The organism is Bradyrhizobium sp. STM 3566, from assembly GCF_045571445.1.
In the GTDB taxonomy this organism is placed as follows: Bacteria; Pseudomonadota; Alphaproteobacteria; order Rhizobiales; family Xanthobacteraceae; genus Bradyrhizobium; species Bradyrhizobium vignae.
Genome location: NZ_CP120692.1, coordinates 3,888,927 through 3,905,762, shown reverse-complemented (window position 1 = coordinate 3,905,762; position 16,836 = coordinate 3,888,927). Strand labels below are relative to the sequence as shown.

The window sequence follows — 16,836 nt, the reverse complement described above, 5'->3', positions numbered from 1 at the left end:
CCTGAGTCGGGGCCCGTCAAAGGCTTCAGAATGTCAATCCACTGCAAATGGAGCTTGGTAAGCCTCCGAGGAGAGACGCCTTGCGGCGGGCTGGCCTGATGGTTGAGAACTGTACGTATGGACAGCCATACGATCAGTACGTTGAATCGACTGGAAGTGGTTGATACGGGCCGGCGGCGGCGTTGGTCTGAGGAAGAGAAGGCGCGGATTGTTTTGGAGAGCCTATCCGAGCCGCGCCTGGTTGCGGCGACAGCCCGGCGGTACGGCTTGTCGCGTTCTCTATTGGTGACCTGGCGAAGAGCCTTCGCGGCGACGGGGACCAAATCCGAGGCTGGCTTTGTCAGGGCAGTTGTGGCCGAGGGGTGCCCGCGGCGTCGGTGGCGGCGTCATCGGAGAGCGCGACCGTACATTCGACGGAGCGTCGGATCGAGATCGAGCTAACCGGCAGGCGGCGGGTCATTGTTGATGCGGGCGTTGACGTTGAGGCGCTTCGCCGGATCATCGAGGTTTTGGATCCGCGATGATTCCGGTTCCTACGGGAGTTCGGGTGTGGCTGGCGACGGGCCACACCGACATGCGTAAAGGCTTCGCCTCATTGTCACTGCAGGTGCAAGAGGTGCTGCGCCGCGATCCGCTGAGTGGTCATTTGTTCTGCTTCCGCGGACGCAGAGGCGATCTATTGAAAGTGATCTGGCATGACGGCCAGGGAGCATGCCTGTTTACGAAAAAACTCGAGAGAGGTCGTTTTGTCTGGCCGTCGCTGGCGGACGGCGTAGTGTCGATCTCGCAGGCGCAGATGAGCTATCTGTTGTCCGGCATCGACTGGCGCAATCCCCAGGAGTCCTGGCGTCCGACCAGTGTGGGCTGAGACTTTGTTATTTGAGTTTGGCCGCGAATGTGATTCCATCTGGCTATGGACTCCAGCGCCGACCTGCCGCCCGATCTTGTCGCCGCGCATGCAATGATCCTGGCCGAGCGCGCTGCCAGGCTTGCGGCGGAAGCCAGGCTTGCTGAAGCGGCCAATGCCCAGGCGAAGCAATCGAGCACCGAAGCGCTGATTGCCCACCTCAAGCTCGAGATCGAGAAGCTACGACGCACGATATATGGCGCACGCTCCGAGCGGTCGGCGCGGCTGCTCGATCAGCTGGAGCTAGAGCTTGAGGAACTCGAGGCGGGGGCGACCGAGGATGAGCTGGCCGCCGAGAAGGCGGCCGAGAAGACGCAGACAGAGGTGCGTTCGTTTGAGCGCAAGCGGCCGGTGCGTCAGCCCTTCCCCGACGACATCGAGCGAGAACGCGTCATCCTGCCGGCTCCGACGCAATGCCCCTGCTGCGGGTCGACGCGGCTGTCGAAGCTCGGCGAAAGCGTGACCTCGACACTGGAGGAGATCCCACGCCGGTTCAAGGTGATCGACACAGTCCGGGAGAAGTTCAGTTGTCGGGATTGCGAGGCGATCACGCAGCCGCCGGCGCCGTTCCATGCCACAGCCCGGGGCTATATCGGACCGCAGCTTCTGGCGACGATCCTGTACGACAAATTTGGTCAGCATCAGCCGTTGAACCGACAGAGCCAGCGCTTCAAATGCGAGGGGATCGACCTGTCGGTCTCGACGCTGGCGGACCAGGTGGGCGCAGGAGCCTTTGCGGTCAGGCCGCTCTTTGAACTGATCGAAGCCTATGTGCTCTCCGCCGACAGGCTCCACGGTGACGACACCAAGATACCGATCCTGGCGAAAGGGAAAGCAGATACCGGCCGGATTTGGACCTATGTTCGCGACGATCGGCCATTCGGCGGGCGAGATCCACCGGCGGCGCTGTTCTACGCCTCACGTGATCGGCGCGGCGAGCATCCCGCGCGGCATCTTCAGAACTTCGCTGGCATCCTGCAGGCCGATGCCTATAGCGGGTTCAACGCTCTCTTCGATCCCGGACGCAAGGCGTTGCCGGCCACGCCCGCCTTCTGTTGGGCACATGGACGGAGGGCGTTCTTCGAACTTGCCGACATCGCCCAGAACGCTCGCCGCGGAAGATCGGCGACCGCGATCTCGCCCATTGCGCTGGAAGCGGTTCGTCGGATTGACCAATTGTTCGAGATCGAGCGCGACATCTATGGGCTGAGCGCTGAGGAGCGGCTGCAGATCCGCCGGGAGAGAAGCGCGCCACTGCTGACCGACCTTGAGGCTTGGCTCCGAGCGGAATCTGCCCGGCTCTCACGCTCGTCCAACGTGATTAAGCCGATCAACTATCTGCTCAACCGCTGGGAGGGCTTTGCCCGCCTTGTCCACGACGGACGGATCTGCATGACGAACAATGCAGCGGAGCGAGCGTTGCGCGGTTTTGCTCTGGGAAGAAAGGCATGGCTGTTCGCCGGTTCTGATCGCGGCGCCGAGCGGGCTGCCGTGATGGCCACGCTTCTCATGACGGCGCGTCTCAACGACATCGACCCGAAAGCCTGGCTTGCCGACGTCTTCGCGCGCATCGCCGACATGCCGCAGAACCGCCTGCGCGAGTTGCTGCCCTGGAACTGGACGCCTCCTGCGCCGAGGTCCTCCGCCCCGGCGGCGTAGCCATGCACGTCAACAAGGTTCACGCCGTCTTCACCATCGCTCGCGTCGCAAAAGACCTCGGCGAAGACGAGGACTGGCTCTGGGACGTGGCCAACGGAATGGACACTGAGGATGGCGTCATCTGGGTTTACGGCATAGGTGACGACCAGGTCATGGCGTTCACCGACTTCGGCATCGAGAACCTGACCGAGCTCATCAGGATGCACAAGGACGACCCCGAGCTCCTCAAGCGCTGGGATCGGTGAGCTCCTGTCCGCGGTCTAGCCCGGATGGATACGGAGCTTGTGCCCGCCCCAAGGATGCGGAATCCTATTCCGAGAACTTAGCTCAGGAAGCAACCGATGGCAGAATTTAAGAAGGGCGACACGGTCAAGCTCAAATCAGGCGGGCCTGTCATGACAATTTCTAATGCGAACTCAAGCGGTGGCTGTACGTGTTATTGGTTTAACGTGAACGGCACCGAGTACACGCCGAAATGGGAGACATTTGCACCGGAAATGCTCGACCCAGTTCATCGAAAATAGCAGTGGAAGAAACGTTTTACGTCCGCTCCCAAATTGGCGGACTTTTCTCGAAGAGAAGTTTCAGCCATTCCTGTAAACCTGCGAACACTTCATCATCGCGCGTGATCTTCTCCCGCAGGCGCTCGCAAATCGCGATGTGAGCGTGTGCTGGATGTTTGCTGCCCTGATCGTCGAGATCACATTCGTCTAGAACGGAAAAGCCGCGCTCATCATTTACTTCGTATGCCCGAATGGCGGCAACGCTTGCCGGTCGGAGTTGATGAAACTGCTCGCCGTTCGGTCGAACCATCAGTGGCTCTAAAAGCTGCAGGAGCTCAGGCAGCTGAAGCGCAACCGTCTCGCCCAACCGCCAAACTGAAAGCTGACCGTTCCAGAGATGCGAAGCGGTGACGACTGAGGCCTTTAGTCCACCTTTGATCTGTGACGGGAATATTCCCCGGTAGATGCTCTCTTCCGAGTGAACAACTCCTGGAGAAACGCCGGGATCTCTCGAAACTAGTTCGCGAGCACATACCTGTGCGCAAGGCATGCTCAGCTCGCAATAAGATTTCGGACCGAATTTTCTTCCAGCTTGAACGCGATCTGAACTTCCTCGCGCACCCCTAAACTCCAGGAGACGGAACGTGGAGGATCGATGGTTGCAAGCACGCCCAAGACTTTGCCATTGCCTCGAAACACGAGGGAAAACGAACTCTCTTTGTCTGCCGCAATCCACCGCAGCGCGACGGAGCCGTCCTCTTCATCGATGTCAATCATCGGAGTTTTCAAATTAAGCGGAAGCCGCATCGCAACAGTTTCGACATCGGCCAATACACGTTTCGAAGGCGCAACCGTCCCTGGACCTGCCCACCCATCTTTCACCCTGCCAAGTTCACGGACTATCTTGTCCGCGACCGTTTCAGCTGGTGCAAATGGCAGCTTCTCGTCTTTTGCCTCAATGAGGTAAAGCTGCTGCTCAGATCCGATCGGAAAGTGGCCGATGACCATCCATCCAGACTTGCCAACACCCTGTGAGCAAGTGGAGAAGGACCCAGAAAGGTAGGGATCGCGCGCCAAGCCAAGACCGGGTCGCAGAGAACGTGCCGTTGTTACCAGCGCGACATCATAGGCACTAACTTCTTCCGACTCGTCATAAAAATCATCAGACGCCAGATAATCAGCGGCGGCGTTGGCGTCTCGAAATGCGTTCAGAGTGTTATGGTTCATCCGCCTAGACCAATCTTCTTCGACATTTCGGGGCTGAGCAACTCTTCCAAAACGAGCTTGTTCTGTGAGTGAAGCTTATTCATCGTTTCATCGAGACAGTCATCAACCGCAGTTAGCTCTAGCGGTGCCGCAAATCTAACCTCCTGATTATGGGTCACCAAAACGAGTAGCTGGCCTGAGTTAGGCTCTCGTATGGCATCAACATTGAGTTGATTCAACCATAGGTGCGAATCACTTCCTTTCTCAAACCATCCTACATGGTTATGCCATGTGGGACCGGCCTCAAACGTTAGATTGGCCATGAAACGGCTCTTCTTCAGAAGTTCGGACAGCTCATATTCGTCTCGATTCGCGACAAACTGATCCACCACCGTATGACCCAGAACGGTGACTTTGCGGCTTCGGTCACCTGACGGGATCACTGAGAGGCCCACCCTGAGATACCGCTGGGCAGTGTCCCAAATCCGGGCCCATCTGGTGTACCGAGTGCAGTCCACAGCTAATTCTTGCCCCATCAAGCGCAAGGCCCATGCGGGCGTACCATCCGGCCGGAGATGAGCGAGCTGTACGCCCTGCATGCGACGGGGCGCCGGAGTGCCAGACGGAGCGATGTTTAGCTCGATTCCCTCTGGATTTTGGACTGCGGGAAGCTCGCTAGTTAGATCGCGACGGCGACCCAAAGCCTGCACGGAAGCTGGGGACACAGGACCATCGAATGCCACCGAAAAGGTCGCGGATTGCACTGCATGATCCGCATTTACGGGCTCAAAATCCATATGCTCGGTCCGGTTCCACGTAGATCCGCTAGCAAATTCCTAACGCACAGTAAATCAAAACAGATGAACGGCGATTTAAGGTCCAAACCCACTACGAGTGCCTGAAGCCCACGGGCGCTGAAACTCTTTGGTATGCAGCAGTTCAATGCTTCGTTGCACCTCTCGGCGCAGCGCCGGCCATCACCTGGTCAAAGGGCCGCCCCGATCAGCCAGGCGCCCCTAGTGCCCCAGGCATCAGAAGAAGCCCCCGGCGGACTGTCATCGCTCACTTCCCGACCTCCTTGCCGGAGGCGTCGTAGAGTTTGCCGGATGTGTCATCCCGCCACATGTTGCGGCTCTTGCTGTAGGACAGTGCGGCGATGCCGCGGAGCTCGAACGGCACCTCGGGGCGCGTCGGGGTGGCGGCGGCCGGGCCCTCGGCGCGGAGTTGCAGGTCCATCTGCATCGACTGCTGCCACTTCTGCAGCCGCTGCGGCCGGCCCAGGAAGTATTCCGACGACGGGTCATAGGCGAGGTGCGGGTCTAGCCCCTTGCTTCGCAGCATCGATTCCATCCGCCGGGCGTCGGCCTCGGCATTGTAGAGCTTGGGGTCGCCGACGGCCGCGCTGTACTGCGGGCCCGCGATCGTGCCGGCATACTGCTTGAAGAACAGCGCCCGGTCGCACTCCAGTGCCGCGCCTTCCGGCGTCTTGCGGGCGACCACCTCCTGCCGGAACTGGTTGAAGTCGTGCTCGGTGAGACTGCCAGCCTTGCCAGGGTCCATCAGCCGGGCGTCCCATGCCTTTTGCATCACCTTGTCGGGGTCGGCATCCGGCGCGCGCAGGTCGCGCAGCAATCCGACGAAGGTCTGCTGGCTGATCCTGGTGTCAGTCTCCGGCTTCAGCGTGCGGTCGACGTAGTTGAGCAGATTGTTCTTGTCCTGCTTGGTCAGGTTCGGGTCGTTGAGGATCTTCACTGCGGTCGGGTCGCTGGCAATGCGAGGATCGCGCGAGCGCACGTCGATCAGGTACTGGTTGCTGAGCTCGGTCGACTTGTCCTGCGCCGCCTCCTTGGCGCGGCGCCGCTCGACCTGCTCGTCATAGTTCCGCGCGCGGATTTGCTGCCGAGCGTTTATCGCCAGCGCCTTGGCCTCGCTGCCGTCGATCAGATCGGGATATTTCTTGATCCAGTCCTCGGCGGTTCGCTCCGGATCGCTCGACTTCTGGATCGCGCCGATCGCGCCGGCGTGGACGATCTTGCGCTTGACCTCCGTCGAGACCTCTGACGTGACACGCGCTGCATCCGTCGCGCTCAGCGTCGGGCTTGACCCGACGACGCCGGAAATCGAATGGTCGAGGCCACTGAGCAGCGTCGGCACCGAAGACGGATCGGTGATCGCCGTGTTCGTCATCGAGGTCGTGGTGTCGGCGAGGTTCTTTCGCACCGCGATGCCGGCCAGCGTCGACATGTCCGCGGCCGTCTTCTGGAACATGTGGTTACGGAGATATTCGACCTTCTGCTCGGCAAAGCGCTGGCTGTTCTCGGTATTGAAGGCACCGGAGAATTTCTCAAGTGCGGGTTCGACCACCTCCTCGCGGAATTTTGCTGCAACGGACGGATCGTTCGGATCAGCGGTCTTGGCGCGCTCGTTCCATTCCTGGGTGAGGTTGTCCTGCAGTTCGGCAAACTTGGCAGCGCCCGCGCTGATTTCGCGGTGGTCCTCGTACTTGACCGCAATGTCGCCGACGTCCCGGATTGTCGAGCCGATCCGGCTGCCGAGATCAGCATAGGCGTCAGCCGCCTCGCGGTAGGATGAGCCGATGCGGCGAGCGGCGGCCGCGGTGGCATTGATGCCTGTTTCGGTCGGATTGATCCCGAGGCCTTGGGGCGCGTCGAAACTGCGGATGTTGGGCATGGCTAAAGCTTGATCCCGTGCATTGCTGCGATTTCCTCTAGCGACGGCCACCCTTCATTCATTTGCTTGTCGACCTGACTTTTGCTTTCAGCAGCGTAGCGGTCCATCTCTCGTCTATTCCAGTCGAGGCAAATTGCCTCGACCTCTTCATGCGACCCAACAAACGAAGACATGATTGTCGTCCGTCCCTCTAGCATCGCTCCGATCATGAACCGACCGTCGGAAGTTGGCACGCTAGTGTAAAGCTGTGGCTTCTTCCCATCGAGAATAGTCATGCTTGCCCTGGTTCCTGCTTCACTGCGCGCCAAAACATGCGACCTCCACGGTGGCAGGATCGTAGGCCGTTCCGGCCAGGTTCACCGCGAAGATCGGGTTCGCACTTCCTGAACGCCCGCTTGAAGCGCCTTTGACGATTCCGTTGCTGCTGCTGTCCTCGATAGCTCCGACGCAGGTGTAGTTCGTGTTCGCGAAGGCAGTCGAGAAATTTAGAGTATAAGATCCTGCCAAAGAGCGCGTCACGCTTGCGACGTTGTAGGCTTGGCTTATCGCTCCGCTGGCACCCGTGAAGCGAACCCACGCCTTGGCCGCGCTCGGATGACTCTGCTGCTGAGAGGGCGTGACCACTGCGGTTGTGCTGGTGGCCGTCTGCTGATCCGCCTTTGTCGCAGCCGTTGCGCAAGTGCCGGTCGTTGTGATCGCCGAACCAAAGCACGTGATGCTGGTGACCGTTCCGGTTCCGGAAGCGGTGATCCACGACGGATTTGCACCCGCGCCACCGGACGAAAGAAGTTGCCCTGAACTGCCGGGGCTAAGAGCGGCCCATGTCGAAGCATCACGATAGATGACGCTCCCTTGCGTGGTCCCGAGAAGCTTGTCGAGGACAGCGGAAATCGAATTGTCGGCGGGCCCGGCGGCGCTTCCCGAGATGTTCGATTTGATCGTACCGTCCACCATCGACGCCAGCTTGCTGTTCGCAACAGAGCTCGGCGCGATCTGTAGAGCGGAGCCGGAAAACTGAAACGTCGTATCGAGTGAAACAGGGGTCGGGACAGCCGCGCTGCCCGCAGGGTTGGCAAGCAACGTAGCGGCTGGAATGACGCTGGACGATGTGAGAGCCTGGGCCAACCAGTTGCCATAGCCATCAGAAATAAAGACGTATGCGCTGTTGGCCGAGTTCAGCACAATCGGCGAGTTGCTGCCGTTGATCCTGTCGTTCAGATCCATAACGATCGTAAGCGGCTTGGCTCCGGTAATCTTGGATCCGAGATCCGCGACATAGAGCGGCTGACCCGGATTGAAATCGACTGCGCGCGGCAGCGTCCAAGTATGGATGTCCCAGGAGGCCGTCGAGTCCGTTGCGACGACACGATCCTTGTTACTCATCGTGTAGTCGGTATTCCCAACCCTAGTTAAGGAGTAGAGGTTGAGGATTTTCTCGAGCTCAGAAAAACTGAGCGCGTGGCTGGGATTGGTTTGGCTCGAGCTGTTGGCGACGAGGCTGTTTGGCGGGAGCGTCTGGTATTGCTGCGCCAGCGCCTCGATCGGAGACATGGTCAAAGCAACGGCGGCGAGAAGAATGCTGAAGAACTTTCTCATGCGCCACCCGTCCCGAGATCCCGCAGTGCCTGGTAAAACTGAGCTGATTGCTGCCCGTTGGCGATCGCGCTGTCGCGGATCGCGCGATAAAACTTGATTTCTGCGGTGCGCACCGCTGCCGCAACCGTCGCGCTCCCGCCGCCAGCCGCGATTGCAGCCGCAACTTCCTGCTGCCGGGTGCCTTCCGCTGCGATGCAGGCCGCCTCGTGCGGCTTGGACGAATGCTGGATTATCACGTTTACGACCTCCCTCTGTTCGCGCTTTCCCATCGGGTGATGACGTCGTTGTGCCTTGTGATAGTGCCCAATGCGTCTGGCTCGCCGTCCGAATAGCGCTGCTGGAAATCCTTGCTCGACATCAGGGACTGCTTCGCCGTACGAGCGGTCTGATACTCATCGTCGCTGGGAGTTTTACCCGACAGGGAGTTCTCAATTTCGCTCGGTGAGAAGCCCCGCGACCGCAAAAGATCTGCGCCGGCCATCGACCACTGTGCGCCTGAGCCGGCAGCCGAAGCCCTCGTCAGCTCGCTGAATTCCTGACGCGCAGTGGCATCGCCCTGTTCGTATCGCTCCGCCCACGCGCTATCCGCCATTTTCTGGTTGAGCGCTTCACGGGCCTGGATCGGTGACAGTGTCGTTGTCATGATGCGAATTTTCCTTTGACCTTGAGTTTTTCGCAGGCCGCGCCGAACACGGCTGCAGCGCGTTCATGAGTGGGGAAGGGCGAAAGCTTGCGGCCTGACTGATCGATGTGGAAAAGGTCGGCCTGGATGACCGGATGCCAGCATGATGAACCCGTCCCAACGCAGCCGCCGCCTAGCACACAGCCGGCGGGCACCCCGCGCTGACAACGGTTGGGGCAGGTGTCGCGGCCTATGCCACGGATTGCTTCTTCCGGAGGGAGGGCGTGCACGGCCCTCCGCCATGCCGCATACGCGGCGACATCCTGGGTCTCGGCCAACTCCACCGCGTCGACATTGCGGTCGATTTCGAACTCGAGATCCTGGATCTGCCGACGCAGAGCGGAAATAGCTTCCCGGGCGCCAGGCTCGCTTCGCACCGACGCGAGCAGTGCGGCCGGGACCTCCGCCTTCAGTCCGGCGAGTTGAACTTCCAGTGCAGCACGGTGCTTGCGCACCGAAGGCACGGTCAACGCCGGTGGATCGAACGGAACATCCTCGGCCGTGGTGCTGGCCGCCGTCGGCTTCGGTTGCGCAGCGGCCGGCGCCGAGGGCTGAACGAGCGTCGGTTTCCAGCCGGAGAGAATGGTCACGCAGCACGCCCCTTCTTGGCCTCAGCCGCCGTTGCTGCCTCAATGAAGTCCTTGAGGATGCAGCGCGTCAGGTTGGCCAATTTCCGGTGTTGCGATTCCGCTATCCGTTCAAGCGCCGCGCGATCCGCGCTGTCCAATCGCAGCATGATCTGATGGTCGAGATTTCCGCTCATGCGACCTCCGTGTTCGTCGAGCCCATTTCTGCGTCGCAATGATTTTCCAAACAACGCACAACAGGACGGGGCCCCGTCACACCGCGCTGCGTCCACCGGTGCTGCATCTTGGCCGTCTGCTCCGGATCCTCGACCAGGATCACCGCGGCTATGCCGAGGCCGAGCGCGTCAAGCACCGCTTGCAACGTCTCACCCGTCAGGCCCCTCCGCGGCGCCGGCGCCAAGACTTTCGACGACAACCGGTCAGACCAGCCCACGATCGCGTCGACTGTCTCGTGCGAAACATTCAACGCTTCCTTGCGCGCGCGGAGCAGGTCGACTAGCTCACGCTTTGTGCGCGATGGCCGGCCCCACAATTGTCGCGTCTTCTCGCGATAGGGATCAGTCATGCTGCACACCGAACGGGAGCTTCTCGGGACCGGTGCCGCCAAATTTCGGCGTGACCTTCGGGCAACAGGTTTTTTGGAGCCGCCGCGAAAAAGAAGGGGGACCTCGAATTAGACAACGACGGCGAATTTTCCCCCCACCCCCCGTCGATCGAAAAGGGGGCCCCAGGGCTTCCAAGGCAGTGCGCCAACGAGATCAGCCGCTTCGCCGGCAGCATCGCCGTTCCTTCGCCGGTGGCGGCGGTCGCTTCTGGTAGCCTCAATCTTCCCATGGCGTTCCCAAGGTGATTTGCAGGTCATGTCTACCACAATTAAGCAACTGGAAATACGAGAGAATGCAAAGGATTACATCCAGTCCACAAGACTGCGGGTAGGGGTAATTGTTACGCTAACGGTTAGCATCGCAGATCCGATGCCAGAACGTAGAAAGGCTGAGTCCCGCCAATGGCTTGAGCAAAAAGCACGGAGGGTGAAGCCTACTTTTGCGGTTACGTTTGATGCGTGAGGACGGAGTTCGCTTAAGCCTCCAACAAACTTCTCGGCACAGGTCACCCAAAGCTTGGTGATCTGCTCGTGAGAAAGTGTGGCCCTACCAATGTAGATCTCTATGCTTGGGCCGGACTTTCTCACGACGCATGAGAATGTGTGGCCCAAGCATATAGGTCGATTTCCTCGCGCGCGTGCAAGTAGCGCGCACTGCCGCGCACACGGGTCCTTTAGTGCTTGGGGAGGTAGTAGGGAAAGCGCGCGCGAAAACCCCTCGGCGGGCTCATTGGAGCTGCGGCGCGGCCTGCTTCTGGCGGCGATACCACGTCGCCCTCGACATGCCCTCAGCGATCCAGGGCTCGCCGCGGCCGATTGAGGCGGCCTCATAGGTGGCTCGCGGCTTCACGCCGGCCTTCCTGCGCTTCGCTTCCTTCGCGAGGCGCTTGCTCTCGGCGCGCCGGGCCTCGACCTCGGCCTGAGAGATGTCGATGGCTGCAATGGTCGTGATGCGGAGGCGGCAGCGCTCGGCGTAGGTCAGCTGCATGCGCTTTCCGAGCGTCGGGGCGCGCCAGCGGATAGGCTTCCCGAACACCCGGGTCATCAGCGCCTCGATCTCGTCCGGCGGCATCCACGGGGCGCGCTTGGCCAGCCAGCGGCTAATACGGGCCGGAGCGTCGCCGGATATCTGGGCGAGGTGGTGCACCATGACCAGGGCGTCGTCGCGCCCGGCGTCATCGTTGGGCAGGTGCTGGCCGTAGCGGCTGACCAGCAGGCGATCGATCTCAGCCACCCGAACCGGCGCGTAGTTGAACTTGCGGCGGTAGCGGACCTGGATCTCGCGCTTCTTCGCCTTGACGATGTGCGGGGCAGGGCGAGTCATGCGCGGAGCACGTCGTTCCAGTCATCGCCGGTGCGCGCAGGAATCCGGACGTCCACGGCAAGGCGGCCAGCCAGGCGAGAGGCAAGGGAGTAGGCGGCCCGCTGGCCGGTGCCGTTGCGGTCGTTGTCGCCGTAGATCACGAGGCGGCGGACCTCGGGCGGCGGTTCAAACTTTTCCACACCCCCAGCGTTCAGCGCCGCCCAGGTCGGCACACCGAACATCTGCATGGCCGCGAAGGCCGTCTCGATGCCCTCGGCGATGCCGAGCTCGTCGGAGGAGGCTGTCAGCCGCACCGCGCCGCCGGCCGGGAACGTGCCGGGGCAGAACATGCGGACCTTCTCGATCGCGGCCTTCCTGCCGTCGGCGCTGATGTAGGTCTTATGGATCGTCGCGGGCCTGCCGGAGGCGTCCGTCACCATCGCGAGCATTGCCGGGTGCCACGACACCGGCGGGCCGCTATAGCGCACCCTGGGCGCGGCGCGGAGCGTCCGGGGATAGGTGGCGACATGAATGCCGCGCCCGGTTATCCACAGGTCGACCGGGTCGCTCGGCTGCACCGGCCGGCTGGCCTGCCACAGACGATTGAGGGATGCGCGATTGTCCGCGTCCGATCGGGGGACGACAATCTGCTCGAGATGAGGCGCTTCACCCAGGATGCGCTCGATCCGCGGCGCCAATTCCTTGAAGGGCTGCCCGGTGAAGCGCAGTGCCAACGTGATGCCCTGGCCGGCGCCGCATTGGCTGCAGATGAAGGTGCCATCACCGCGCTTGTTGTCGAACCGCCAGCGATCGCGGCCGCCGTCCGGACAGAGCGGGCAAGGACCGTTCTTGCCGTTCAGGTAGCTCTTGTGGATGCCGAGGGCCGGGAGGATCGACGTCCAGCGCCCGCGCGCGCGTTCGGACAGGGGTGTCAGCGCCATGACGCACCCCGGGCCTTGGCGTAGGCGATCTGTCGGGAGCGGATCCAGCCGAGCGTGGCGGCTGTCGGTTTGACGGCGGGATATCCATCAAGCCCCGTGGGCCATGAACCGAACTTCTCCTTGAACTTGTGCGCCACCCATCCCGATTTGTATCCGCGCGCGGCCGCGAAATGCTTCAGCTCGCAATAGAACGTGACGCGCTCTGCGTGCGTGACCTTCGTCTTCTGATCGCGCGTTCGCAGTTCAATGAGCTCGCCGGCCTTGTTGACGACATCGCACTTTGGCTCGGGCTTGAAGCCGCACGCCGGGCAAATCGGCGTCTTCGGAGGCTTCAGGAAGGTGCACTTGGGGCACTTCTTCGGCAGCGCTTCCTTGGTCTTTGGCTCTGACTTCTGCCGCTCGCGACCATCATCGAGCTTGTCGTGATGGATGTCGGTGACGAAGCCGAGCCGCAGGTGGTTGTCGCTGTGATCGAGGATCAGGCAGTCGTCCTTGCCGTCGGCGGTGCGGAGACCGCGGCCGATCATCTGGACGAAGAGCATCTCCGACTTGGTCGGACGGGCGAGGATGATGCAGCGAACATCCCAGTCGATGCCGGTGGTGAGACATCCGACATTGCAAACGATCTCGACTTCGCCAGCGTGAAAGCGCCGGGCGATCGCTTCACGCTCAGGTGCCTTGGTGTAGGCATCGATGTACTCGGCGACAACGCCTGCCGCGCAGAACTTTTGCTGCAGGTTTTTGGCATGTACACGGTCGACCGCAAAGCAGAGCGTTGGGCGGCCGCGGCCGCGTTCCTTCCACGTATCGATCACGTCGGCGACGAGCCCGGACTTGTCCATCGCTTTGGACAAATCACCTTCGTGATAATCGCCGGCGACGGTTCGGACGCCCGTCAGATCAGGCGAGGAGGGGGCAAAGACGCGGAAGTCCGCGAGATATCCAGCTTCGATGAGCTCGGCCGTTGTCGAGCCGATAATCAGCTTGTCGAAATGCTTGCCGATGCCGCGCGTCCACGGCGTTGCCGACAGGCCGATGAAGGGGACATCGGCCCATTCCGGCCGCGACATCCAGTCTGCATAGAAGTCGTACCAGCGGTGGGCCTCGTCGATCATCACGAGATCGGCGCGCGGAATGGTGCGGCGCTGAAGCGTCTGCACGCTCGCGATCTGAATCGGTCGCGCGTAGTTGGTCAGCATGTGGTCGGCCTGGATTACACCGACGTCGTAGATACCTGCGCGGTAGAACTTCTCGACGGTCTGGTCGATGAGAGACAGCGCCGGGACCACGAAGATCATGCGCTTGCCGGCGTCGAGGATCTTGCCGGCGGTCGTGGATGCGAGGATGGTTTTGCCGAAACCGGTCGGTGCCTGGCCCATGATGCGCCGGCAGCCCGCGCTAATCGCGCGTTCGATTGCATCCTGAAGGTGGACCTGATGAGGACGGAGGGTCGCGCCCATGGCTGTGCCTTTCGGCGGGCGGGCCTTGCGAACGGCGTCAGGAACGATTACGACAGCTTCGCTGATTTGGCGGTCGGCAAGCTGCAAGCGTTCCCACGGCCCGGTGCGAAGACCTCGCGCGCGGGTCGTGTTTGTTTAGGATGCAGAGAGTTCGCCGCGGATGCGCTGGCGAATGTTGCCGAGACGGCGCCCGCGCTTGCGGGTGGTCAACTGAACGGCCGGCACCGGGTTATTACGGCGCAGCGTCCACACCGACATATTGAGCATGAGAGCCGCCAGCGGATCGTCGATCACGCAATCGTCGGGCAACGCTGCGGTGCGGTTGATCTTCTCAATCTGCTCGGGGGTCATGGTGCCTGCGCTCCTGTGCTTATTCGTGCACGGAGGAGGCCACGGGCGTGGGCGCCTTAATAAGCTGTCAAATTTTTGCTTGAACGGTCAGGTGACAATCCCGCCAAAGAATTGTCACCCCTGCTGGGGCCAAAAGGGATTCTTCTTCCTCTTCGCATTGAGGCGGCGAATTTGCCGCTCAACATTGGCAATTTCTTCAGGGGTAGGGTCCTTGAAGTTTTCCGCCGCAAAGGCTCGCGCGAAAGCCTTGACGTTCCCCTTGAACTCGATGTCAAGGCGATCGATCTGACCCATGTTTTCGATTTCGTTGAGCCGTTCCTGTGATGGCGGTGTGCCCCAGATTGCAAACACATGCCGAGCGTTTTTCTCGCCAATGACCTCGCGAATCTCTAAAAACAGGTTCATGGCCTTGCGCTTGGCCCACCCATAGGGATCGGTTGTTTTCTCATAGGAGAACGGTTCGTCATCGGCCATCGTCACGCCTCCGCGGTGGCAGCCGCTTTCTCTGGCTGTTCGTTCACGATGTGGGCGAGATGATCGGCCCAGCGGCGCAGCGCGACGACGCGTTCGCGGAGATACAGCGCTTTGTTATAGGTGCCGCCGACGCCCTTCTTGCCACTCTGCACGGACGAGACGTGATTCAGGATAGCCTCGACGACATGGGGCAGGACGTCGAGTTCGTCATTCATCTTGGTCGACATGGTCCGGCGCAGGTCGTGCGGCCGCCAGTGCTCCAACGGCCGGCCCAGGTCTTTCGCGATGCGCTCGTCGAGACGTTCCTTGCTCCGTGACCACCCGGAGAAGCCGCGCTGCCCTATGCCGAATACGAATTCGCGGGGTTTGCCGTCGCCGTTCGCGCGCAGCGGCCGCGCGTCGAGCAGCGCCTTTGCCGGAGCCGATAGCGGCACGATGTGAGGACGCTTGTTCTTTGTTCGCTCCGCCGGCAGGTCGATTGCGTCGATCTCATAGGCGGGCAGGTCAGGAGCGCCATCCTCGCCCCGCTTCTTCGGGACCTCCACCTTCGCGAGCTCGGAGCGGCTGAGGTTCGCGATTTCGTCTGCACGTTGACCGGTGAGCATCATCAACTTGAGGATGGTGCCGTGGTCATCGTTGCCGGCATGTTTCCAGATCAAGCGAAGCTCGAAGTCCTTCAGCACGCGTTCGCGGCTTGTCTCCTCGGTCTTGTTGGTTCCCAACACGGGGTTGAGCTCGGCGATGCCTTCGCCGATCGACCAGGCGAAGAAGTCCGACAGGGTCGACCTCACACGGTTGGCGGCGACGGGCCCGCTGTTTGTCCTGATGGTGCCGAGCAGGCCAGCGATGTCGCGGCGCTGAATCTTGCCGACTTGCAGCCGGTTCAAGGGGCGAGCGTGCTTCAGGATGTGGCGCTCAGTCTCCTCGTAGGTTCCGGGCCGAGTCGACGCCTTTTTCGCCGCTAGATAGTCGGCGGCCACGGTTTCGAAGGTGTCGCTCGCCCGCGTCCGGCTCTCGACCTTCTCCCCCTGGGGGTCTTTGCCGTGCTTCACGTCGAGCGACAGCTGCATCACGCGATCGCGGATGCCGAGAAGGGGCTTGCCGTCGGGGCCCTTCCTCGACTTGAAGCTCTCCGGTGTCGCCGGGCCGAGAGACATGCGGCGCTGTTTGTCGCCGAGCATGTACTGGAACACCCAATTCCGCGAGCCGCCGGCGCGAACGCGGATGCCAAAGCCGGCGATCTCATCATCGAAAAAGATCTTGTCGGAAACGCCTGGCTCGAGCTGCGCCTGATGCAGATTTTTTGCCGTCAGCTTCATCACTATCCCCTCTGGGAAGAACATGGGAAGATAGCAGGTGCTCGTCTGCGCTCTTCTATGCTCTAGCTGACTGCTGGTATCTCAATGAAATCGGTGCTTTGCAAGGGGCAATATCGCGCTATGCACCCCTTTGCTCGCTCGTGCTCGACGCGCGCCCTGTTTTGGGTACTGCAGGTCGTTGGTTCGAATCCAGCTGCCCCGACCAGTCCCGAGGTTGAGCGCCACGTCCGTTCCTCGGAGGCGCACATCCTCAAGACAGCATCCAACCGACGATGCGCCAGGCGATCCAGGCGAGAGCGCAGATCCACCCCAGCATCACCAATCCGGCCACGCCTATCCCGCAGATGGCGAACAGGGAGCTTCCAGCCTCCGGCGTGTCGGTCACATTCTCCTGGATCTCGATCTGACCCACCGCCTCGCTCTCACTTGCGGGTTGCTGGTGATGGATCACTGCTGGTTCGCGAAAATTCACGGCCGCGCTCCGGCTCGAGTGGATTTGGGCATGCGGGAAAAAGTGGCAACTCGTATCTCGGGGATAGGTTGCGAGGTGAGG

23 protein-coding genes are annotated in these 16,836 nt (G+C 61.2%); 5 read left to right on the top strand and 18 right to left on the bottom strand.

What is annotated here, in order from left to right:
- Nucleotides 1–117 precede the first annotated feature (117 nt).
- From P6U27_RS18735 to P6U27_RS18715, 5 genes are all read left to right on the top strand, one after another.
- Nucleotides 118–441, top strand: coding sequence for a transposase (locus P6U27_RS18735; RefSeq protein WP_407121615.1), 324 nt, complete (start codon nt 118–120; stop codon nt 439–441).
- 79 nt (nt 442–520) lie between these two features.
- Nucleotides 521–868, top strand: coding sequence for an IS66 family insertion sequence element accessory protein TnpB (gene tnpB / locus P6U27_RS18730; protein ID WP_209296670.1), 348 nt, complete (start codon nt 521–523; stop codon nt 866–868).
- A 45-nt stretch (nt 869–913) separates the two neighbouring features.
- A complete protein-coding gene (gene tnpC, locus P6U27_RS18725) occupies nt 914–2,566 on the top strand; it encodes an IS66 family transposase (RefSeq protein WP_407194401.1) in 1,653 nt (550 codons plus the stop codon).
- A 2-nt stretch (nt 2,567–2,568) separates the two neighbouring features.
- Nucleotides 2,569–2,811 carry a hypothetical protein gene (locus P6U27_RS18720; RefSeq protein ID WP_209296668.1) on the top strand — a complete coding sequence of 81 codons (243 nt, stop codon included), beginning with the start codon at nt 2,569–2,571 and terminating at the stop codon, nt 2,809–2,811.
- Between the two features lie 96 nt (nt 2,812–2,907).
- Nucleotides 2,908–3,090: a YodC family protein gene (locus P6U27_RS18715; protein WP_407194400.1), complete on the top strand. Its 183-nt coding sequence runs from the start codon at nt 2,908–2,910 to the stop codon at nt 3,088–3,090.
- A gap of 16 nt (nt 3,091–3,106) precedes the next feature.
- Here P6U27_RS18715 and P6U27_RS18710 read toward each other — a convergent pair whose 3' ends face one another.
- The 18 genes from P6U27_RS18710 to P6U27_RS18625 all read right to left on the bottom strand — a co-directional run bounded on the left by P6U27_RS18710 (nt 3,107) and on the right by P6U27_RS18625 (nt 16,755).
- Nucleotides 3,107–3,379 (bottom strand): hypothetical protein, encoded by a 273-nt coding sequence (locus P6U27_RS18710; RefSeq protein ID WP_407194399.1) that lies wholly within the window; start codon nt 3,377–3,379, stop codon nt 3,107–3,109.
- 242 nt (nt 3,380–3,621) lie between these two features.
- Nucleotides 3,622–4,296: a hypothetical protein gene (locus P6U27_RS18705; protein WP_407194398.1), complete on the bottom strand. Its 675-nt coding sequence runs from the start codon at nt 4,294–4,296 to the stop codon at nt 3,622–3,624.
- Nucleotides 4,293–5,072 carry a TIGR04255 family protein gene (locus tag P6U27_RS18700; RefSeq protein WP_407194397.1) on the bottom strand — a complete coding sequence of 260 codons (780 nt, stop codon included), beginning with the start codon at nt 5,070–5,072 and terminating at the stop codon, nt 4,293–4,295. The genes P6U27_RS18705 and P6U27_RS18700 overlap by 4 nt, the downstream gene beginning before the upstream one ends.
- 265 nt (nt 5,073–5,337) lie before the next feature.
- Nucleotides 5,338–6,966, bottom strand: coding sequence for a hypothetical protein (locus P6U27_RS18695; protein ID WP_407194396.1), 1,629 nt, complete (start codon nt 6,964–6,966; stop codon nt 5,338–5,340).
- Nucleotides 6,967–6,968: 2 nt separating this feature from the next.
- Nucleotides 6,969–7,241, bottom strand: coding sequence for a hypothetical protein (locus P6U27_RS18690; RefSeq protein ID WP_407194395.1), 273 nt, complete (start codon nt 7,239–7,241; stop codon nt 6,969–6,971).
- Between the two features lie 19 nt (nt 7,242–7,260).
- On the bottom strand, nt 7,261–8,562 hold the full coding sequence (locus P6U27_RS18685; RefSeq protein ID WP_407194394.1) for a hypothetical protein: 1,302 nt from the start codon (nt 8,560–8,562) through the stop codon (nt 7,261–7,263).
- Complete coding sequence (locus P6U27_RS18680) at nt 8,559–8,798, bottom strand: hypothetical protein (protein WP_407194393.1); 240 nt, start codon at nt 8,796–8,798, stop codon at nt 8,559–8,561. The genes P6U27_RS18685 and P6U27_RS18680 overlap by 4 nt, the downstream gene beginning before the upstream one ends.
- 2 nt (nt 8,799–8,800) lie before the next feature.
- Entirely contained in the window at nt 8,801–9,205 is a 405-nt protein-coding gene (locus tag P6U27_RS18675) for a hypothetical protein (RefSeq protein ID WP_407194392.1), read from the bottom strand.
- The gene (locus tag P6U27_RS18670) at nt 9,202–9,834 is read right to left on the bottom strand and encodes a hypothetical protein (protein WP_407194391.1); all 633 of its coding nucleotides are present in this window, start codon (nt 9,832–9,834) and stop codon (nt 9,202–9,204) included. Before P6U27_RS18670 ends, P6U27_RS18675 begins: the two co-directional genes overlap by 4 nt.
- Nucleotides 9,831–10,007 (bottom strand): hypothetical protein, encoded by a 177-nt coding sequence (locus P6U27_RS18665; protein ID WP_407194390.1) that lies wholly within the window; start codon nt 10,005–10,007, stop codon nt 9,831–9,833. Before P6U27_RS18665 ends, P6U27_RS18670 begins: the two co-directional genes overlap by 4 nt.
- Nucleotides 10,004–10,396, bottom strand: a complete 393-nt coding sequence (locus P6U27_RS18660; RefSeq protein WP_407194389.1) for a helix-turn-helix domain-containing protein — start codon at nt 10,394–10,396, stop codon at nt 10,004–10,006. Before P6U27_RS18660 ends, P6U27_RS18665 begins: the two co-directional genes overlap by 4 nt.
- Before the next feature lie 766 nt (nt 10,397–11,162).
- Complete coding sequence (locus P6U27_RS18655; RefSeq protein WP_407194388.1) at nt 11,163–11,759, bottom strand: hypothetical protein; 597 nt, start codon at nt 11,757–11,759, stop codon at nt 11,163–11,165.
- A complete protein-coding gene (locus P6U27_RS18650) occupies nt 11,756–12,679 on the bottom strand; it encodes a toprim domain-containing protein (protein WP_407194387.1) in 924 nt (307 codons plus the stop codon). Before P6U27_RS18650 ends, P6U27_RS18655 begins: the two co-directional genes overlap by 4 nt.
- A complete protein-coding gene (locus tag P6U27_RS18645; RefSeq protein WP_407194386.1) occupies nt 12,670–14,139 on the bottom strand; it encodes a DEAD/DEAH box helicase in 1,470 nt (489 codons plus the stop codon). Before P6U27_RS18645 ends, P6U27_RS18650 begins: the two co-directional genes overlap by 10 nt.
- Nucleotides 14,140–14,274: 135 nt before the next feature.
- Nucleotides 14,275–14,490 (bottom strand): hypothetical protein, encoded by a 216-nt coding sequence (locus P6U27_RS18640; protein ID WP_407194385.1) that lies wholly within the window; start codon nt 14,488–14,490, stop codon nt 14,275–14,277.
- Nucleotides 14,491–14,604: 114 nt separating this feature from the next.
- The gene (locus P6U27_RS18635; protein WP_407194384.1) at nt 14,605–14,964 is read right to left on the bottom strand and encodes a hypothetical protein; all 360 of its coding nucleotides are present in this window, start codon (nt 14,962–14,964) and stop codon (nt 14,605–14,607) included.
- A 2-nt stretch (nt 14,965–14,966) separates the two neighbouring features.
- Nucleotides 14,967–16,283 (bottom strand): tyrosine-type recombinase/integrase, encoded by a 1,317-nt coding sequence (locus P6U27_RS18630; RefSeq protein ID WP_407194383.1) that lies wholly within the window; start codon nt 16,281–16,283, stop codon nt 14,967–14,969.
- A gap of 250 nt (nt 16,284–16,533) precedes the next feature.
- Nucleotides 16,534–16,755, bottom strand: coding sequence for an RNA-binding protein (locus P6U27_RS18625; protein ID WP_407194382.1), 222 nt, complete (start codon nt 16,753–16,755; stop codon nt 16,534–16,536).
- Nucleotides 16,756–16,836 lie beyond the last annotated feature (81 nt).

Bases quoted from the DNA above. Each gene is read 5' to 3' on its own strand.
- P6U27_RS18735 (WP_407121615.1), top strand. From the start codon at position 118: ATGGACAGCCATACGATCAGTACGTTGAATCGACTGGAAGTGGTTGAT.
- tnpB (WP_209296670.1), top strand. From the start codon at position 521: ATGATTCCGGTTCCTACGGGAGTTCGGGTGTGGCTGGCGACGGGCCAC.
- tnpC (WP_407194401.1), top strand. From the start codon at position 914: ATGGACTCCAGCGCCGACCTGCCGCCCGATCTTGTCGCCGCGCATGCA.
- P6U27_RS18720 (WP_209296668.1), top strand. From the start codon at position 2,569: ATGCACGTCAACAAGGTTCACGCCGTCTTCACCATCGCTCGCGTCGCA.
- P6U27_RS18715 (WP_407194400.1), top strand. From the start codon at position 2,908: ATGGCAGAATTTAAGAAGGGCGACACGGTCAAGCTCAAATCAGGCGGG.
- P6U27_RS18710 (WP_407194399.1), bottom strand. From the start codon at position 3,379: ATGGTTCGACCGAACGGCGAGCAGTTTCATCAACTCCGACCGGCAAGC.
- P6U27_RS18705 (WP_407194398.1), bottom strand. From the start codon at position 4,296: ATGAACCATAACACTCTGAACGCATTTCGAGACGCCAACGCCGCCGCT.
- P6U27_RS18700 (WP_407194397.1), bottom strand. From the start codon at position 5,072: ATGGATTTTGAGCCCGTAAATGCGGATCATGCAGTGCAATCCGCGACC.
- P6U27_RS18695 (WP_407194396.1), bottom strand. From the start codon at position 6,966: ATGCCCAACATCCGCAGTTTCGACGCGCCCCAAGGCCTCGGGATCAAT.
- P6U27_RS18690 (WP_407194395.1), bottom strand. From the start codon at position 7,241: ATGACTATTCTCGATGGGAAGAAGCCACAGCTTTACACTAGCGTGCCA.
- P6U27_RS18685 (WP_407194394.1), bottom strand. From the start codon at position 8,562: ATGAGAAAGTTCTTCAGCATTCTTCTCGCCGCCGTTGCTTTGACCATG.
- P6U27_RS18675 (WP_407194392.1), bottom strand. From the start codon at position 9,205: ATGACAACGACACTGTCACCGATCCAGGCCCGTGAAGCGCTCAACCAG.
- P6U27_RS18665 (WP_407194390.1), bottom strand. From the start codon at position 10,007: ATGAGCGGAAATCTCGACCATCAGATCATGCTGCGATTGGACAGCGCG.
- P6U27_RS18660 (WP_407194389.1), bottom strand. From the start codon at position 10,396: ATGACTGATCCCTATCGCGAGAAGACGCGACAATTGTGGGGCCGGCCA.
- P6U27_RS18655 (WP_407194388.1), bottom strand. From the start codon at position 11,759: ATGACTCGCCCTGCCCCGCACATCGTCAAGGCGAAGAAGCGCGAGATC.
- P6U27_RS18650 (WP_407194387.1), bottom strand. From the start codon at position 12,679: ATGGCGCTGACACCCCTGTCCGAACGCGCGCGCGGGCGCTGGACGTCG.
- P6U27_RS18645 (WP_407194386.1), bottom strand. From the start codon at position 14,139: ATGGGCGCGACCCTCCGTCCTCATCAGGTCCACCTTCAGGATGCAATC.
- P6U27_RS18640 (WP_407194385.1), bottom strand. From the start codon at position 14,490: ATGACCCCCGAGCAGATTGAGAAGATCAACCGCACCGCAGCGTTGCCC.
- P6U27_RS18635 (WP_407194384.1), bottom strand. From the start codon at position 14,964: ATGGCCGATGACGAACCGTTCTCCTATGAGAAAACAACCGATCCCTAT.
- P6U27_RS18630 (WP_407194383.1), bottom strand. From the start codon at position 16,283: ATGAAGCTGACGGCAAAAAATCTGCATCAGGCGCAGCTCGAGCCAGGC.